The 15,371-nt window shown below is 40.4% G+C and carries 12 protein-coding genes; 3 read left to right on the top strand and 9 right to left on the bottom strand.

Annotation, left to right across the window (positions count from 1 at the left end; genetic code table 11):
• Positions 1–59: 59 nt before the first annotated feature.
• Both fba and BK581_RS14975 read right to left on the bottom strand, forming a co-directional pair.
• The gene (gene fba / locus BK581_RS14980) at positions 60–923 is read right to left on the bottom strand and encodes a class II fructose-1,6-bisphosphate aldolase (protein WP_078578920.1); all 864 of its coding nucleotides are present in this window, start codon (positions 921–923) and stop codon (positions 60–62) included.
• 266 nt (positions 924–1,189) lie between these two features.
• Positions 1,190–1,558: a response regulator gene (locus BK581_RS14975; RefSeq protein ID WP_078579960.1), complete on the bottom strand. Its 369-nt coding sequence runs from the start codon at positions 1,556–1,558 to the stop codon at positions 1,190–1,192.
• Between the two features lie 310 nt (positions 1,559–1,868).
• Between BK581_RS14975 and BK581_RS14970 the strand changes: the two genes are divergently transcribed.
• A complete protein-coding gene (locus BK581_RS14970; protein WP_169837728.1) occupies positions 1,869–2,390 on the top strand; it encodes a DUF2529 family protein in 522 nt (173 codons plus the stop codon).
• A gap of 133 nt (positions 2,391–2,523) precedes the next feature.
• Here the strand turns inward: BK581_RS14970 and BK581_RS14965 are convergent, their stop codons facing one another.
• The 3 genes from BK581_RS14965 to BK581_RS14955 all read right to left on the bottom strand — a co-directional run bounded on the left by BK581_RS14965 (position 2,524) and on the right by BK581_RS14955 (position 7,660).
• Positions 2,524–4,128 (bottom strand): CTP synthase, encoded by a 1,605-nt coding sequence (locus BK581_RS14965; protein ID WP_078578918.1) that lies wholly within the window; start codon positions 4,126–4,128, stop codon positions 2,524–2,526.
• Between the two features lie 368 nt (positions 4,129–4,496).
• Positions 4,497–4,979: a DNA-directed RNA polymerase subunit delta gene (rpoE, locus tag BK581_RS14960; protein ID WP_078578917.1), complete on the bottom strand. Its 483-nt coding sequence runs from the start codon at positions 4,977–4,979 to the stop codon at positions 4,497–4,499.
• A 575-nt stretch (positions 4,980–5,554) separates the two neighbouring features.
• Complete coding sequence (locus BK581_RS14955) at positions 5,555–7,660, bottom strand: (Fe-S)-binding protein (RefSeq protein WP_078578916.1); 2,106 nt, start codon at positions 7,658–7,660, stop codon at positions 5,555–5,557.
• A gap of 183 nt (positions 7,661–7,843) precedes the next feature.
• Between BK581_RS14955 and cls the strand changes: the two genes are divergently transcribed.
• Together cls and BK581_RS14945 are read left to right on the top strand one after the other, a co-directional pair.
• Entirely contained in the window at positions 7,844–9,043 is a 1,200-nt protein-coding gene (cls, locus tag BK581_RS14950) for a cardiolipin synthase (protein WP_078578915.1), read from the top strand.
• 359 nt (positions 9,044–9,402) lie between these two features.
• On the top strand, positions 9,403–11,352 hold the full coding sequence (locus tag BK581_RS14945) for a heavy metal translocating P-type ATPase (RefSeq protein ID WP_078579959.1): 1,950 nt from the start codon (positions 9,403–9,405) through the stop codon (positions 11,350–11,352).
• 10 nt (positions 11,353–11,362) lie between these two features.
• Here BK581_RS14945 and BK581_RS14940 read toward each other — a convergent pair whose 3' ends face one another.
• The 4 genes from BK581_RS14940 to BK581_RS14925 all read right to left on the bottom strand — a co-directional run bounded on the left by BK581_RS14940 (position 11,363) and on the right by BK581_RS14925 (position 14,937).
• Positions 11,363–12,139 (bottom strand): alpha/beta fold hydrolase, encoded by a 777-nt coding sequence (locus tag BK581_RS14940; RefSeq protein ID WP_169837726.1) that lies wholly within the window; start codon positions 12,137–12,139, stop codon positions 11,363–11,365.
• A 56-nt stretch (positions 12,140–12,195) separates the two neighbouring features.
• On the bottom strand, positions 12,196–12,366 hold the full coding sequence (locus BK581_RS14935) for a XapX domain-containing protein (RefSeq protein ID WP_078578913.1): 171 nt from the start codon (positions 12,364–12,366) through the stop codon (positions 12,196–12,198).
• A 461-nt stretch (positions 12,367–12,827) separates the two neighbouring features.
• Positions 12,828–14,495 carry an arginine--tRNA ligase gene (argS, locus tag BK581_RS14930; protein WP_078578912.1) on the bottom strand — a complete coding sequence of 556 codons (1,668 nt, stop codon included), beginning with the start codon at positions 14,493–14,495 and terminating at the stop codon, positions 12,828–12,830.
• Between the two features lie 4 nt (positions 14,496–14,499).
• Positions 14,500–14,937, bottom strand: coding sequence for a YwiB family protein (locus BK581_RS14925; protein WP_169837725.1), 438 nt, complete (start codon positions 14,935–14,937; stop codon positions 14,500–14,502).
• Positions 14,938–15,371: the final 434 nt, after the last annotated feature.

The following is a 15,371-nucleotide window of genomic DNA, read 5'->3' as shown; positions in this document are numbered from 1 at the left end:
TGAACATATTTGTTTGTCAACATCGTTTCACGACTGGTGCATTGAAGTTAGTTTATGTCTTACGCTTGGCCAGAAGAACCAAATTCGCGCATTTTACCGATGACTGTTTCTTTAATCGCTTCGCGAGCTGGCCCAAGATATTTACGTGGGTCAACCATGTCCGGATTTTCGTTTAACACTTCACGAACTCGCTTTACAGATGTAATTTGGTTTTCAGTGTTTACGTTAATTTTAGCTGTTCCAAATGAGATAGCTTTTTTAATATCGTGTGTAGGAATACCCGTTCCTCCATGAAGGACTAAAGGTACAGCAGTCAATTTAGAGATTTCTTCCATTCGGTCAAAACCAAGGTTCGGTTCCCCTTTGTAAGGACCATGGACAGAACCTAATGCAGGTGCAAAGCAATCTACATTAGTCTCGCGGATTAATTGGTCACACTCAGCAGGAATAGCATAAGCTGCATCAGCTTCATCTACGATAAGGTCGTCTTCTTGACCACCGATTCGTCCTAGTTCAGCTTCAACAGAAACACCTAGTGTGTGAGCAACGTCAACAACTTTTTTAGTTAAAGCAATGTTTTCTTCTAATGGAAAGTGAGATCCATCGATCATAACAGATGTGAAACCTGCATACATCGCTTCAACACACTTTTCAAAGCTTGAACCGTGGTCTAAGTGAATAGCAACTGGAACAGTTGTTTCATACTCAGCCATTAACGCCTCAACCATGGCGACCACTGTATGGAATCCTCCCATATAACGGGCAGCACCTTCAGAAACACCTAAGATAACAGGTGACTTCTCTTCTTCAGCAGCTTGCAAAATTGCCTGAGTAAACTCAAGGTTATTCAGGTTGAATTGTCCTACTCCATAAGAGTTTTCTTTTGCTTTTTCAAGCATTTCTTTCATTGACACTAAAGGCATTTTCAAAATCCTCCTTTGATTTCACGTGCATGATTTGTCTACCTGACAGTAATTTTCACAAACAAACATACAAATAATATGATCGAATCCAGCCAAAATGGGTCCAATCTTTATTATTTGTACGTTTCGGACGTTTATGTACTAAAGTCGAATTCCCTTATTCAGAGCGATCTCATTCAACTTTAAGGCAGACTCACCCCCCTATTATAGCATATAGCTTGTATTTTTCACGTGTCTATTATGAGAATTTATTTGACAAACATAAGTCAATTTTCTCCGTTAAAAAAATCTCGTATCTTCCCACGGACTTCATCAATGTCAAACGGCTTGGCAAAATGCGCAATAGCACCTAATTTTTTCGCTTCATTAATCATTTCTAATTCGCCATAAGCTGTCATCATAATAACGTTTGCTTCCAAGTTACGTTCCCTTATTTCGCGTAAAATTTCAAGTCCATCCATTCCTGGGATTTTCATATCGAGCAAGACGAGATGAGGCTGCTTCTCTTTTATTAAATTTAATGCCTGTTTCCCATTAGAGGCCTCATATGTTTCATAACCATCCTTTTCAAAGACTTCTTTTAATAACACTCGAATGCCAAATTGATCGTCTACGATTAGAAGTTTATGTGTCATTAACCAATCTCCTCTCTCATTTCCCACGTTTACTGTAACAGCTTTTAGTTTAGTCAGTCGATGTTCGCCTTTTAGATTAGTTTCGCTTTCCATAGTAGCTGTTCCTTTAATTTTATTGAAATTAAATTTTTTTGATTACTTTGTAATTTATACATTTTCAGTATGACTTCAGCTAAACTATAATGAAAAAAACGTTAAATTACAACCGTTTTACTTTGCTGATTACTAAGTGAGTACGTCATATTAGTCGTGCGCATGAGAACTCATCTTGTTACAATATCTTTAGTAGTCGCTGAAAGGATGATTGACTTTGAAAATTTTTCATACACAATTAACTGGATTGATAGATCGCTTAGGTGAGCTGACAGAGGAGATAGAAGATGCGGCAAGACTAATGGCGCAAAGTGTCATCAGTGATGGCAGCGTGTATTGGGCTAGCGATATTGAAATGTCCGGCGTAGTCACTCAAGCGTGTTCTGCCGAAGATCGCATTAAGGATAGCCAACCTATTCATAACGGGCAAATAGAGGATTTTTCCCCTATGGATACGCTTGTAATTGCTTATACAAGTATGTCAGACCCTTTCTTATTAACACTCATAGCCAAAGCAAAAAAAGATGGGGCTACCGTAATTGCTATTAGCTCTACTCCTCAGATTGACTCAGTCATTACGGATATTGATTTTATGCTTCCTACTGGTATCGAGCACGGCTTAGTCCCGTTAGAATCAGGAAGACGTATCGGCTCTCCCCACTTGCTCATAGGCCTGTACATTTATTACCACTTATTTTTTGCTGTAACAGATATTCTTGAGGAACATGAAGAAGACTGAGCGTCTTTCTTCCACTTCTCATTATTCCCTTATGCGGACGCTGGAGACAAAGTCGTTCCGCTATAATAGTATACAAAAGCCGCTGTCTCTTTAGGACAGCGGCTTAATAAATGGCCTACTACGAACACTTTAATTAAGCTTTTTCTTCGCTTGCTGCCCGGATGAATTCTCTAAACAACGGCTGTGGGCGCGTCGGTCGTGAGACAAATTCAGGATGAAATTGTGAAGCGATAAAAAATGGGTGATCGCTCAGTTCAACAATTTCTACAAGGCGGCTGTCTGGGCTCAGGCCAGAAAACGTAAAACCGTTCGCTTCCATTTCTTCTCTATATTGATTGTTGAATTCATAGCGGTGACGGTGACGTTCATATATAACTTCTTCATCATAAGCTTCATAAGCTTTCGTCCCTTTTTGCAGTTTACAAGGGTATAGACCTAATCTTAATGTTCCACCATAGTCTTCCACATCTTTTTGTTCTGGAAGAAGGTCGATAATTGGGTATGGCGTCTCAGGATTCAATTCGGCTGAATTAGCCCCTTCGTAACCGAGGACATTACGGGCAAATTCTACTGAAGCTAATTGCATCCCTAAGCATATTCCTAAAAACGGGACTGACTGCTCTCTCGCAAACTGAATGGCATGAATCTTTCCTTCGATACCACGATCACCAAACCCTCCAGGTACAAGGATCCCATCTACACCAGCTAATTTTTCCGCTACATTCTCTTTCGTCACTTCCTCGGAATCGATCCATTCGATCTCTACATCAGCATCAAAAGCAAAACCTGCATGCTTCATTGCTTCAGCCACAGACAGATAAGCGTCCGGCAAGGCAACGTACTTGCCTACCAAGCCTATGCGGACCTTTTTAGACAGATTTGTAACTTTATCAACGAGGGCGATCCATTCGGCCATATCAGCTTCTCGACACGGTAAGTTTAAGTGGTTACATACATAATCGTCGAGCTTTTGTTTTTGTAGCTCAAGAGGGACTTTGTACAACGTGTCCGCATCAATGGCTTCAATGACAGCATTTTTGTCAATATCACAGAAGAGCGCAATTTTGTCTTTCATGTCTTCTGGAACTGGTCGCTCAGTCCTCACAACAATCACATTGGGTTGTATACCGAGACTTCTTAATTCTTTCACACTGTGCTGTGTAGGCTTTGACTTCATTTCTCCAGCTGCTGCTAAGTAAGGGATAAGGGTACAGTGAATATACATCACATTGTCTGCTCCCACTTCTCCCTTCATTTGACGAATAGCTTCTAAGAAAGGCAGACTTTCAATATCTCCAACTGTTCCGCCAATTTCCGTAATAACCACATCTGGCGCATTTTCTTTTCCTGCTAAAAGCACTCGTTCTTTAATTTCATTTGTTATATGAGGGATGACTTGCACAGTGCCACCGAGATAATCCCCACGTCTCTCTTTTTTAAGCACGGATGAATAGACTTTCCCAGTTGTCACATTGCTATATTTACCTAAATTAATATCAATAAAACGCTCATAATGACCTAAGTCTAAATCTGTTTCCGCGCCATCATCCGTCACGAACACTTCCCCATGCTGATAAGGACTCATAGTTCCTGGATCCACATTGATATACGGGTCGAATTTTTGGATCGTCACTTTCATACCGCGATTTTTTAATAGACGGCCTAGAGAGGCAGCAGTGATCCCTTTTCCAAGTGATGATACGACTCCTCCGGTGACAAAAATATACTTTGTAGACATGATTAAATCCCTCACTTTTTTGTAGTTTTACCGGGGTGAAAGCTTTATTAAAAACAAGTAAACTTGCTTACCCTTCTTAAGGCTACCTATAACTTGTCCTTCTTAAGGTATACTGACTGACCTGGTGTTATCACTGATTGTTAGTTTACATTATCCAGTCCATTTATTTAGTTATACCCGTTCAGTGAGATAGGTGTAAAAAAGCAAAAGCCCCCCTGTTATGTAGTCATAACGGGGGCGCTTTTAAGAGTGAGAAAAGACAAATATTCATATCTTTCTCACATGTATATCAAGTCATATTATAATAAAAATCTTTGTAAAGCCCAAAAATGATTCTAGCGATATCGAGGGAAAAAGTCAAGTTCCTTTTAACGAACATCCTCTTCTTCACTGTCTTCATCTAAATCCTTATCATCAAAATCATCTTCATCAAGTTCGTCAAAATCCGTATCCTCTTCATTAGCAAGTTCATCAAGTTCATCTTCAAGATCTTCAAATTGATCGAAGTCTTCTGTCTCGTCTAAGTAGTCGTCTTCTTCTTTCGCTTTACGTTTACGCTCTTTAGTAGCTGTTTGAGACAGCTCCTCCTCCGTTTGGTCAAATGGATACCAAGAACGTAATCCCCATCGGCTATCCCCGATGTTAACAAACCGACCATCTATGGACATTTCAGTATAAAGGTGTGAAATCCGTTTGTTCAGTTGTTCCTCGGTCATGTCTTTAACATCCCCAACTTGCTTGAGAAGGGCGTGGTAATCAATCGGTTTTTTCTCCTCCAAAAGAAGTTCATATGCAATCTGAAGCATTGACGTTTCTTCAAGCTGTTCATTGCTAAAATCTTTTATACTCATAATCAGCACTTCCTTTCGCCAAAATATAGTCACGGTTAGTTTTACAAAGAGATGTATGCGGCTCTTAACAATCCAGAGAGAAACACAACGTATTCCCCATACATCCTAGTTTTAAGTTAAGAGACGTTGCTGTTTTAAACCATACCTAAATCGCCCTTATAACAATACAACACCAGAAGGCAACTTAGTGTAAGCAAATCCTACCACAATATAACGAATCCGCTCATTTGTTGGCCAATTTGTAAACTCATACCTTCCATTATAAACACAATTGTATCATTTATGCCAGAGAGTGATGAAGTTTTTTAATGATTAGAATCATATCGCTGATGCTATTAGTAAATTCCGATCAAACCGACTACCTCTTTTGAGGCTTAATTGCCAAAGTCGACGCATCAAACGGGTCTGACACCGTTGCATTTATAGAGGTAGGTCATGAAGCTCTGCAGTACCTTTTCGGTTCCTGCAATACTTAAAGACAGGAGCATCAGTCGTCTGCTCCTGCCCTCTTAAACTCACATAAGAGTTAAAATAAATGTGTTCCAAATCTCTCGTCTCAATGTTATGCCTTTTTTTTAAATATGTGATAATGATGTCTCTTCTTGCAAAGAAGCGACTACGATTTCTGCCACATCAAGTGTTTTAACACTATCTTCCATTTCCTTAGCTTTCGTCCCATCACTAAGCATCGTTAAACAATAAGGGCAAGCACTTCCAATAACTCCTGGTGATGTGGCAAGCGCCTGTTCTGTACGGGCCTCATTCACACGTGTGCCCGTGTTTTCCTCCATCCACATCATGCCTCCACCAGCACCACAGCACATACCATTTTCTCTATTTCGTTCCATTTCTACAAGTTTGACGCCTGGAATTGCCTTTAAAATTTCTCTAGGAGGGTCGTAGACATCATTGTAACGCCCAAGATAACAGGAGTCATGATAAACAATCGTTTCATTAACTTCTTTTTTGGGACGGATTCTTCCTTCTTTCAGCCATTTGAAAATTAATTCGGTGTGATGGTAGACCTCTGCATCAAGACCGAAGTCTGGGTATTCGTTTTTAAACGTATTGTACGTATGCGGATCGATAGTGACAATCCTTTTAATATTATTTTTTTCAAACTCTTGAATATTAGCAGTGGCCAGTTCTTGAAAAAGAAACTCATTACCAATTCTCCGTGGTGTATCACCTGAGTTTTTCTCTTTATTCCCAAGAATCGCAAAGGTCACACCAGCCTCATTCATGATCCTTGCAAATGCTCTTACAATCTTTTGACTTCGATTATCGTAAGAACCCATTGAGCCTACAAAGAATAAGTAGTCAAAATCCTCGCCTCGCTTTTTCATATCTTTGACGGTAGGTATGTCTAGCGTCTCGTCCTGCTCCCGCCACTTTTCCCGTTCTTTCCGATTAATCCCCCAAGGATTACCTTGTTTTTCTATATTTTTAATTGTCCGCTGAGCCTCTGGATCCATTTGTCCTTCAGTCAAAACAAGGTAGCGACGCATATCTATAATTTTATCTACATGCTCATTCATAACAGGGCATTGGTCCTCACAGTTACGACAAGTGGTACACGCCCAAAGTTCTTCTTCTGTAATGACCTCGCCTATAAGGTTCGTGTCATAAGGATTCTCCTCAAGTGTTGCGGCAGCTTCCTTCCCACCTGCTGAAGCCAAACGATTGCCTAACGTATGATTAAAAGCAAACTTTGGCATCCATGGGGCCCTTGATGTCACAACCGCTCCTTTTTCTGTGAGATGATCACGCATTTTTACGATTAAATCCATTGGTGACAGGATTTTACCTGTGCCTGTAGCGGGACAAACACTCGTACAGCGCCCACATTCCACACAGGCATAAAGATCAAGTAGCTGCTTTTGATCAAAATCTTCTATTTGATTTTTTCCAAATTTCTCTGACTCTTCATCTTCAAAATCTATTGCTTCGAGCTGACCTTTTTTATGGGTTGGGCCAAGCCACACATTTGCGGGACCCGCAATTAAATGAGCATGCTTTGATTGAGGAATGTAAACGAGAAATGTTAAAAGAAATAAAAGGTGCGCCCACCAAAATACGAAAAACCCAACTCCAGCAGCCCCCTCGCTCATCCAACCAAAAGCTGTGGCAATAGCTGTGGCAATAGGCTCTGCAAAAGTGGCTTGCTTATCAAGCCAAATCATCTCCATTCCTTTAGCAAACAACTTAGAAATCATTAATCCGCCAATAAAAATAAGGACAAGCCCTGCTTTGAAGTTACGTTTCAACCTTACTAGTTTCTCCACATAGCGACGATGAAAAGCCCATACTACCGCAACTAATATCATCACCACTACTAACTCTTGCGATAGTGTGAATGCAGGATAGAATGGTCCAAGGGGGAGGTGACTTCCTGGACTCAATCCCTTCCAAATCACATCAATTGCTGAGAATTGCACGAGAATAAATCCATAAAAAAGCATTACATGGATGATCCCACTCTTTTTATCTTTTAGAAGCTTTTTCTGTCCGAATACCATCGTCATGACAGCCTCTATACGCTCCTTTTTCGAAAGGATAAATTCTGGCTTTTGCCCTAGCTTAATATAATCTCGTCTCGTTTTGACAAGAGAGGCAAACAAATAGATGGCGTAAACGGTTACAACACTAAACAAAATCCAATTAATAAAAACGAGGCTCACACAACCATCCCCTTTTAATTAGTTATTCTCCTTGGTTAAATTGTTCTTTTAGTATAGCACAAAAACACCATGAATGAATACTCATTCATTTAATTTATTGTAGATATACTAAATTACTTGCATTGTCCTATCTTCTTCTGGGAATAGTAATGATACATTTATATACGAAAGTTGGGAACAGTTATGTGGCTATACATCTTTATTGTATGTCTCCTTCTCGTTACATGGATAACGGTTGATTTAATACTAGGAACAAAGCGCCAACGCTCTACCTTATCACCATATAAAGACGGTGTCATTCGAAAAAGTCAAGCTGTTTTATTTACACACGGTGATTCATTATTTGATCACATGCTAAGTACGATTGATAAAGCCCACCACCATATACATATTCAATTCTTTATTTTTCGCAGTGATCATATCGGGCAGAAATTTCTTGATCTCTTTAAACAAAAAGCTCAGCAAGGGATAGACGTTCGCTTACTCGTTGACTGGGGTGGCGATCATATTTCACGTAAAGAGAAAGCCTCTTTAAAAAAAGCCGGTGTTCAAGTAGCTATAACAAACGTACCTGCTTTCCCCTTTCTTTTTTACTCTATCAATAAACGAAACCATAGAAAAGTATCTATTATTGATGGTGAACATGGGTATATAGGCGGTTACAATGTAGGCGATGAATACTTAGGTCGGGATCCTAAAAAGGGCCGCTGGCGTGACTATCATTTGTACATACAAGGTGAGGCGTGTCAGGATCTTCAACAACAATTCGTAAAAGATTGGAACACTGCCTCTAATGACTTATTGTCTCTTGAGCCATTAACTAGCAAAACACTTAAAGCAGGACCGACATCTCTCACTATGGTTACCACTGATGGCTCACACGTAATTGAGTCCATCCATGGCATGCTTGACAAAGCTGAGAAGTCCATCTTTATTGGCACGCCTTATTTTATTCCTGATAAATCACTGACTGCTAAATTGATTGATCTTGCAGAAAAAGGGATGGAGATTAACGTTCTCCTCCCTAAATACCCGGATCACCCACTTGTAAAGGACGCTGCCTATCCTTATTTCCCTGCTTTACTCCAGGCTGGTGTGCATTTTCACCAATTTTATGAGGGATTTTATCACGCCAAAGTGATTATTGTAGATGATGCTTTAATATGTATCGGCACGTCAAATTTTGATAAAAGAAGCTTCTTTATTAATAAAGAAATTAATTGCTTCATTGAGGATTCAGAATGGACACGTGACGCGAAGGCTGAGATCGAGAAGGATCTAATTGAAAGCTCTGAGCCAATTACGATGGCGCATGTTCAAAACCGCTCTTTGTGGGAAAAAACAAAAGAAAAATTGGCCACCTTAATCTCTTACTTTTTATAGGTTGAAAAGACACTAAAAAGCCCAATTCATCCTGCTTTGAAAGTGTTCTCGCTACCTTGCAGAATCCTTCCGCTGTCCCTACAGATTTAGAGGATTCTGCCTTTTTCAAACGTTAGTCTCGTCGCCATTTTCTAATAATCATCCTCCTCCCATTCTCGTTATCTGATGCAACATCTCAAAAAAAGATTCCCATTTTTAAACATTCAGCATATAATGGTGTTAACAACTTTATATAGGTATTAATTCAAGGTCTTTTGAGCGCTTATTTTTTGCTGTCACCCATGGGGTGGCAGCAATTTCTGCGTTTAAGGGGCAAATGACGATGAATGTCTTTATCAATTAGAAAGGATGATGATTACATGAAATTAGGCACATCTCTTAAAAAAGACTCACAAGTCCCTATTGATTACATGATAAAATGCTTGACCAGTGCGTTCACACATCGACAGCTAACACTGTCACTTTTAGGCGGTGCCTGTCTTCTGATCGCCATGCTCGCTGATCTGTATGAAGGGAGCCTTTGGCAATTTGTTGCGTTATTAAGTTACGTCCTCTCCTACGTAATAGGTGGGTTTTACAAAGCAAGAGAAGGGATTACAGACTTAGTGAATGAACGGGCTTTTAACGTGGAAATTTTGATGATTCTTGCTGCACTGGGGGCCGCTTCAATCGGATATTGGAACGAAGGGGCAATCTTAATTTTTATCTTTTCATTAAGTGGTGCTTTAGAAACTTACACGTGGGACAAAAGCAAAAAAGACTTGTCAAAGCTTGTAGAAATGGCTCCTTTAGAAGCGAACAAGTGGCTTAACGATGGAAGAACTATGACTGTCTCTGTCGAAGATTTAGCAATAGGTGATACGATTCTAATACGTAGTGGTGAAAGGGTTCCTGCTGATGGGAAGGTCATTCGTGGTGAAACGGTCATAGATGAAGCACCTATTACAGGAGAACCACTCTCTGTAAGTAAACAAGAAGGAGATGATGTCTATACCGGTACAATGAATGGAAGTGGCCCTATCATGGTTGAGGTGATGAAGGAAAATGCCGACACACTTTTTCAAAAAATGATCAAGCTTGTGGAGCAAGCGAAAGCTAGTCGTCCCCCTACCCAGTTATTCATTGAGAAAATAGAAGGCCCGTATGTGATAGCAGTGCTTTTAGGAATGGCCATCATGCTTGTCTTACCGCCTCTTGCTTTTAACACTCCCTTTCAAGAGACTTTTTACAAGGCAATGGTGTTTCTCGTGGTTGCCTCTCCTTGTGCCGTCGTCGCTTCTATAATGCCTGCCCTTCTCTCTGCTATATCTAATGGGGCACGGCGAGGTATCCTCATGAAAGGTGGAACATATCTAGAGCAGTTATCTAAAACAGCTGTCGTAGCCTTTGATAAAACAGGGACCATTACAGAAGGAAAGCCTAAGGTGACCAATTGGTTTTGTTCTCTTCCAGAAGATATTACGCCTTACGTGATCGCCCTTGAACAACAATCAAATCATCCTTTAGCTAAAGCTATCGTCACTTTTTGTGAAAAGAATGGTACACACCAACAGGTGACTATCTCTTCGAGTCAAGATATGACTGGGTTTGGAATAGTCGGCTCTATCGGCCAAGATCAGTGGGCAATTGGCAACTATAAATTGATGACGTCGCTTAAAAAGGAAAAAGAAACGGCCCTCACAGAAGAACTGACAGAGCTTACAAACAAGTGGGAAAACGAAGGAAAAACGCTCGTTTATATTGCTAGAAATACCCAGATAATTGGTTTAATAGCTATTAAAGATGCCATTCGTGAGGACGCACAAGAGCTTGTTAACTACCTGGAGAGCCAAGGGCTTCAAACGATTATGATCACCGGGGATCAGGAAACAACCGCACAAGCAATTGCTAAAGAAGCTGGTGTGGGCGACTGGATATCTTCCTGTTTACCTGCTGATAAAGTCAAGAAGATCACCCAGTTAAAAGAAACATATGGACCTATTGTTATGGTTGGAGATGGCGTCAATGACGCTCCTGCAATGGCTAAAGCGGATATTGGCATAGCGATGGGCTGTGGTACTGATGTGGCAATAGATACTGCCGATATGGTCCTTATGAAAAGTGAGCTAAAAAAAATAGCATTCTCTTACCAGCTCTCCAAGAAATTAAATCGCATTATTACTCAAAACCTTATTTTCTCTGTCTCTGTCATCATAGCGCTTCTCATCACTAATTTTACTCAAGGGCTCTCCCTTCCTATTGGTGTATTAGGACATGAAGGAAGTACGATTCTCGTTATCTTAAACGGTCTTCGTTTATTAAAATTTTAACTGAAAGCCTTTAGCGATATTGCAGTATAAACCGTGTTATAACTTGTTGGACAGCTGATGCCTTTTTCGTCGGGAGCTGGTGGCCAACATCATCTACTAGGACTTGTTCCACTGGCCCCGTCACGTTATTATGAAAAAGATGTCGGTAATGATGAACGTAATCATCTCTCCTGCCATAAAGGAGGAGGACAGGACAATAGATACACTCTAGTCTCTCGGTTGATTTATAGGCTAAGCCTAGCCGATAATATTCTTCAAGAACAGACGGAGACATCTTACGAATATAATGTCTTAGTTGCCGTTTTTTCTCGCTATCACGTTCATGAGCTACTGCTAATACACGGCTAATCAACGTCATTTGTTTTGCTTTAGCTGCCAGTATGCCCGCACGAAATTCGTTTCGTAATAAAAAACTATTGACTTCGGAGAACCCACCAAGCAAAATAATGCCACACACTCTGTCAGGGTAACGTATAGCCACTTCTTGAACAATAGATCCTCCATTTGAATAGCCGCAAATAAATGCCCGCTTTACTCTAGCTGCATCTAGTACCCTTATCACATCTTCGGCAAGTAGTTCCATCGAAAGGGGGGTGTCATCGTTTCCGCTTCGCCCATTCCCACGAAGATCCAAAGTTAAGACTTTAAACTTTTTTGATAGACCATTTTTTTGTCTGCGAAAAGTGACATGCCCCATCGCAGGAGGATGCACAAAAAGGAGCGGAACACCTCTCCCCTCCTTTTCAAAATATATAGCTGCTTGATGTCGATCTTTCGTCCATGGCATATGCTTTCCTCCACTCACTTTAACTGATAGAGGTAGCATGTGCTAATTTTAATTATTTATCCGAAAAATGATGCCGTCACCCATTGGAATAACTTATAACCTAAATATACACCAAATATCCCCATCACCCCTGCTAATGCTGGTGGCGCCGGAATAGGTAGTTTGATTAAGCCAAAAAGGAAACCAACAACGAGTCCTGCTACTAAAGCTAAAATAACTTCTTGCATATCCTTCACCTTCTTTTTAAAGATAACGCATCTAGCTAGAATAGTCATCCATTCATAGTGTGTATTAAAACCAACATTTATATCCTAACAGAAAGAGGTACGTACATCCAGATATTTGATGAATTTTTCTCACATTAGTCATATTTCTTTACAACTACAGTGTTAGTTTTTTGCCTAAAACGAAATAAAATGATCCTTCAATGACGACTTTAGCAGCTGTTAGCATCCACCACAATAGATTTACCACCCATCTCACTTTTGAGCCAGGCGTTTCACAACGCTTACTTGTGATAAACATACCTTGATTTTCTCATACTGTTTGCCCACCTTGAATCGTTCTTTTGTTACTTAATTGAGTCACTCAGCACATAGTTGCTCGTAAGCTTTGTCATCACAACATTTAATTCAAAAAAAACTGTTGAGATTTTTCTCAACAGCTCTTTGTAAGATACTGATAATGATTACATTTTTTCAGGTGCTTCAACACCTACAAGGGCAAGCCCGTTTCTCAATGTCAGCCTAACAGCTTCCATAAGAGATAGACGTGCATTCGTCAGTGCCTCATTTTCGTTTATGACTTTTTCAGCGTTGTAAAAGCTATGTAACGCTTGAGCAAGCTCATGCACGTAATGAGTGATGCGGTGTGGTGAACGACGGGTCGCTGCATCAGCTACCGCTTCAGGAAACTCACCTAATTTTTTCATAAGATCCTGTTCTTTTTCAGCTGTCAACAGACTTAAGTCACTTGATGACCCTGTTGTATAGCCCTTATCGATTGCCTGTCGTAGCATGCTGCAAATACGCGCATGGGCATATTGAACATAAAATACTGGGTTTTCATTGGATTGGGACTTAGCTAAGTCTAGATCGAAGTCTAAATGGGTATCAGCAGCACGCATGGCAAAGAAATAACGAGTTGCATCAATCCCTACCTCTTCCATAAGATCACGCATTGTAACCGCTTTGCCTGTTCGCTTACTCATTTTCACTTTTTCTCCATTTTCAAATAAGTTCACCATTTGAATAATTTGCACACCCAGCTGATCTTCATCATAGCCCATCGCTTGAACAGCCGCTTTCATCCGCGGAATATATCCGTGATGATCCGCTCCCCAAATATTAATTAATTCATCAAATCCACGAGAAAATTTATCTTTATGATAAGAAATATCAGGCGTTAGATACGTGTAAGAACCATCACTTTTTACAAGAACACGGTCTTTATCATCACCGTACTCAGTGGACTGGAACCAAATGGCTCCTTCCTTTTCGTACGTTTTACCCTTCTTTTTCAAATCTTCCAAGATAAGTTCTACTTTACCATCCTCGTATAACGACGTCTCAGAAAACCAGTTATCAAAATTCACTCTAAAATCAGCCAAATCCTTTTTGAGCTTGTCTAATTCACGCTTAAGACCATATTCACGGAAAAAGGCGAGTCTTTCTTCACGGTCGCTCGTTTTAAAGCGGTCATTATATGTGTCAACAATCTCTTTAGCAAAGCCGATAATGTCTTTACCTTGATAGCCATCCTCTGGCATTGCCGCATCTTCACCAAGCTCTTGAAGATAACGTGCTTCAAGGGATAATGCGAGATTATCAATTTGATTACCTGCATCATTAATGTAATATTCTCTCGCCACGTCATAACCGGCTTTTTCTAATATGTTGCATAGAGAGTCGCCAACTGCGGCCCCTCTTGCGTGTCCTAAATGAAGGGTCCCTGTTGGATTCGCGGAGACGAACTCCACTTGAATTTTCTTCCCATTCCCTACATTCGTGCTTCCAAAATCGTCTTTTTGTTCTAGCACGGTACTGACGATCTCAGTCAAATAATCTTTTTTCATAAAAAAGTTAATGAACCCTGGTCCTGCAATATCAAGTTTCTCTACAGACGCTGTTTCATAATTAAAATGAGCTACAATATCCTCCGCTATCATTTTAGGTGCTTTTTTAGCTACTCGTGCCAACTGCATCGCTAAGTTAGTCGCAAAATCGCCATGGGTTTTGTCTTTAGGTGTCTCTATAACGATCTCTGGCAGCTCTTCAATTGAAGCGAGGCCAGCTCGAACAGTAGCTTCAGCTAATTCCTTTTTTAAGCCTTCTTTCAATTGCTCCACTTGACTCATATATCTATACCTCCTTAATTTCCACGTGCATATGATAACTTCCCGTACTTGCTCCTTGCATGACTAGCCCGTACCGAAGATGAATGTCACCTTCACCCGCTATCTCATCCCAGTCATAGGTAACCTCCGATGTTGATGTCCGCATCGCCAACGGGCCATATAAGCTGTGATAGGTTCCTTCTGTTTCCGTGCCAGGGATAAACCGTTGATTCATCGTAATAGCCCCTTTTCGCTGAACGAGCATTTGGCCATCACTAAGTTTAATGGTCTGATCTGTCGTCCTCTCCTGCCCTTCCTCTCTCGGTTCTGTAAAACGCAATACAAGGATATGACCACGCTGGAATAGACGACCTGATGCCTCCATTTTATGAACCTCTTTGCGTTTCCCATCTTTAACTGTCGTATGAATGGTTATTAAGACAGTCGATCCCGTTGAAGGCATAAGCTTACATTCTCCTTTTATCTCCATTTAATAACTCTACTATTATAACGAAAATAGAACCTACCGTTCAAGCCATTTTAAAGGGATTTCGCCTTTATGACTAAAACCCGACAGACAAATGAATGAGAGTACATCGTACCTCAGTTACATGACAAACTCTCCGAAAGAAATATGGTCATAATGACTATGTCTTAGCTAACACAACGGAATCCCATCATTCAAAATAAGATAATTATGAATGTGGCCGTCCTCACTTCGGACGGTTAGTGGGCATTTCCATTCTTCTCCCACTGATTATTAATTGCGTTAATCAAGACATTAGCGGCCGTTAGCTTACGCCTAAATAGATGTCGCTCTTGCTCCTATCTTGAGCTAGAAGGTTTCGGACGGTTTTTTCTGATAAATCTAATAGATAGATTTAGTCGTTTTATTGC

It is taken from the genome of Salipaludibacillus agaradhaerens (genome assembly GCF_002019735.1).
Lineage (GTDB): Bacteria > Bacillota > Bacilli > Bacillales > Salisediminibacteriaceae > Salipaludibacillus > Salipaludibacillus agaradhaerens.
This window is presented reverse-complemented; position numbering and strand designations above follow the sequence as displayed.

Bases quoted from the DNA above. Each gene is read 5' to 3' on its own strand.
- fba (WP_078578920.1), bottom strand. From the start codon at position 923: ATGCCTTTAGTGTCAATGAAAGAAATGCTTGAAAAAGCAAAAGAAAAC.
- BK581_RS14975 (WP_078579960.1), bottom strand. From the start codon at position 1,558: ATGACACATAAACTTCTAATCGTAGACGATCAATTTGGCATTCGAGTG.
- BK581_RS14965 (WP_078578918.1), bottom strand. From the start codon at position 4,128: ATGTCTACAAAGTATATTTTTGTCACCGGAGGAGTCGTATCATCACTT.
- rpoE (WP_078578917.1), bottom strand. From the start codon at position 4,979: ATGAGTATAAAAGATTTTAGCAATGAACAGCTTGAAGAAACGTCAATG.
- cls (WP_078578915.1), top strand. From the start codon at position 7,844: ATGTGGCTATACATCTTTATTGTATGTCTCCTTCTCGTTACATGGATA.
- BK581_RS14945 (WP_078579959.1), top strand. From the start codon at position 9,403: ATGAAATTAGGCACATCTCTTAAAAAAGACTCACAAGTCCCTATTGAT.
- BK581_RS14940 (WP_169837726.1), bottom strand. From the start codon at position 12,139: ATGCCATGGACGAAAGATCGACATCAAGCAGCTATATATTTTGAAAAG.
- BK581_RS14935 (WP_078578913.1), bottom strand. From the start codon at position 12,366: ATGCAAGAAGTTATTTTAGCTTTAGTAGCAGGACTCGTTGTTGGTTTC.
- argS (WP_078578912.1), bottom strand. From the start codon at position 14,495: ATGAGTCAAGTGGAGCAATTGAAAGAAGGCTTAAAAAAGGAATTAGCT.
- BK581_RS14925 (WP_169837725.1), bottom strand. From the start codon at position 14,937: ATGCCTTCAACGGGATCGACTGTCTTAATAACCATTCATACGACAGTT.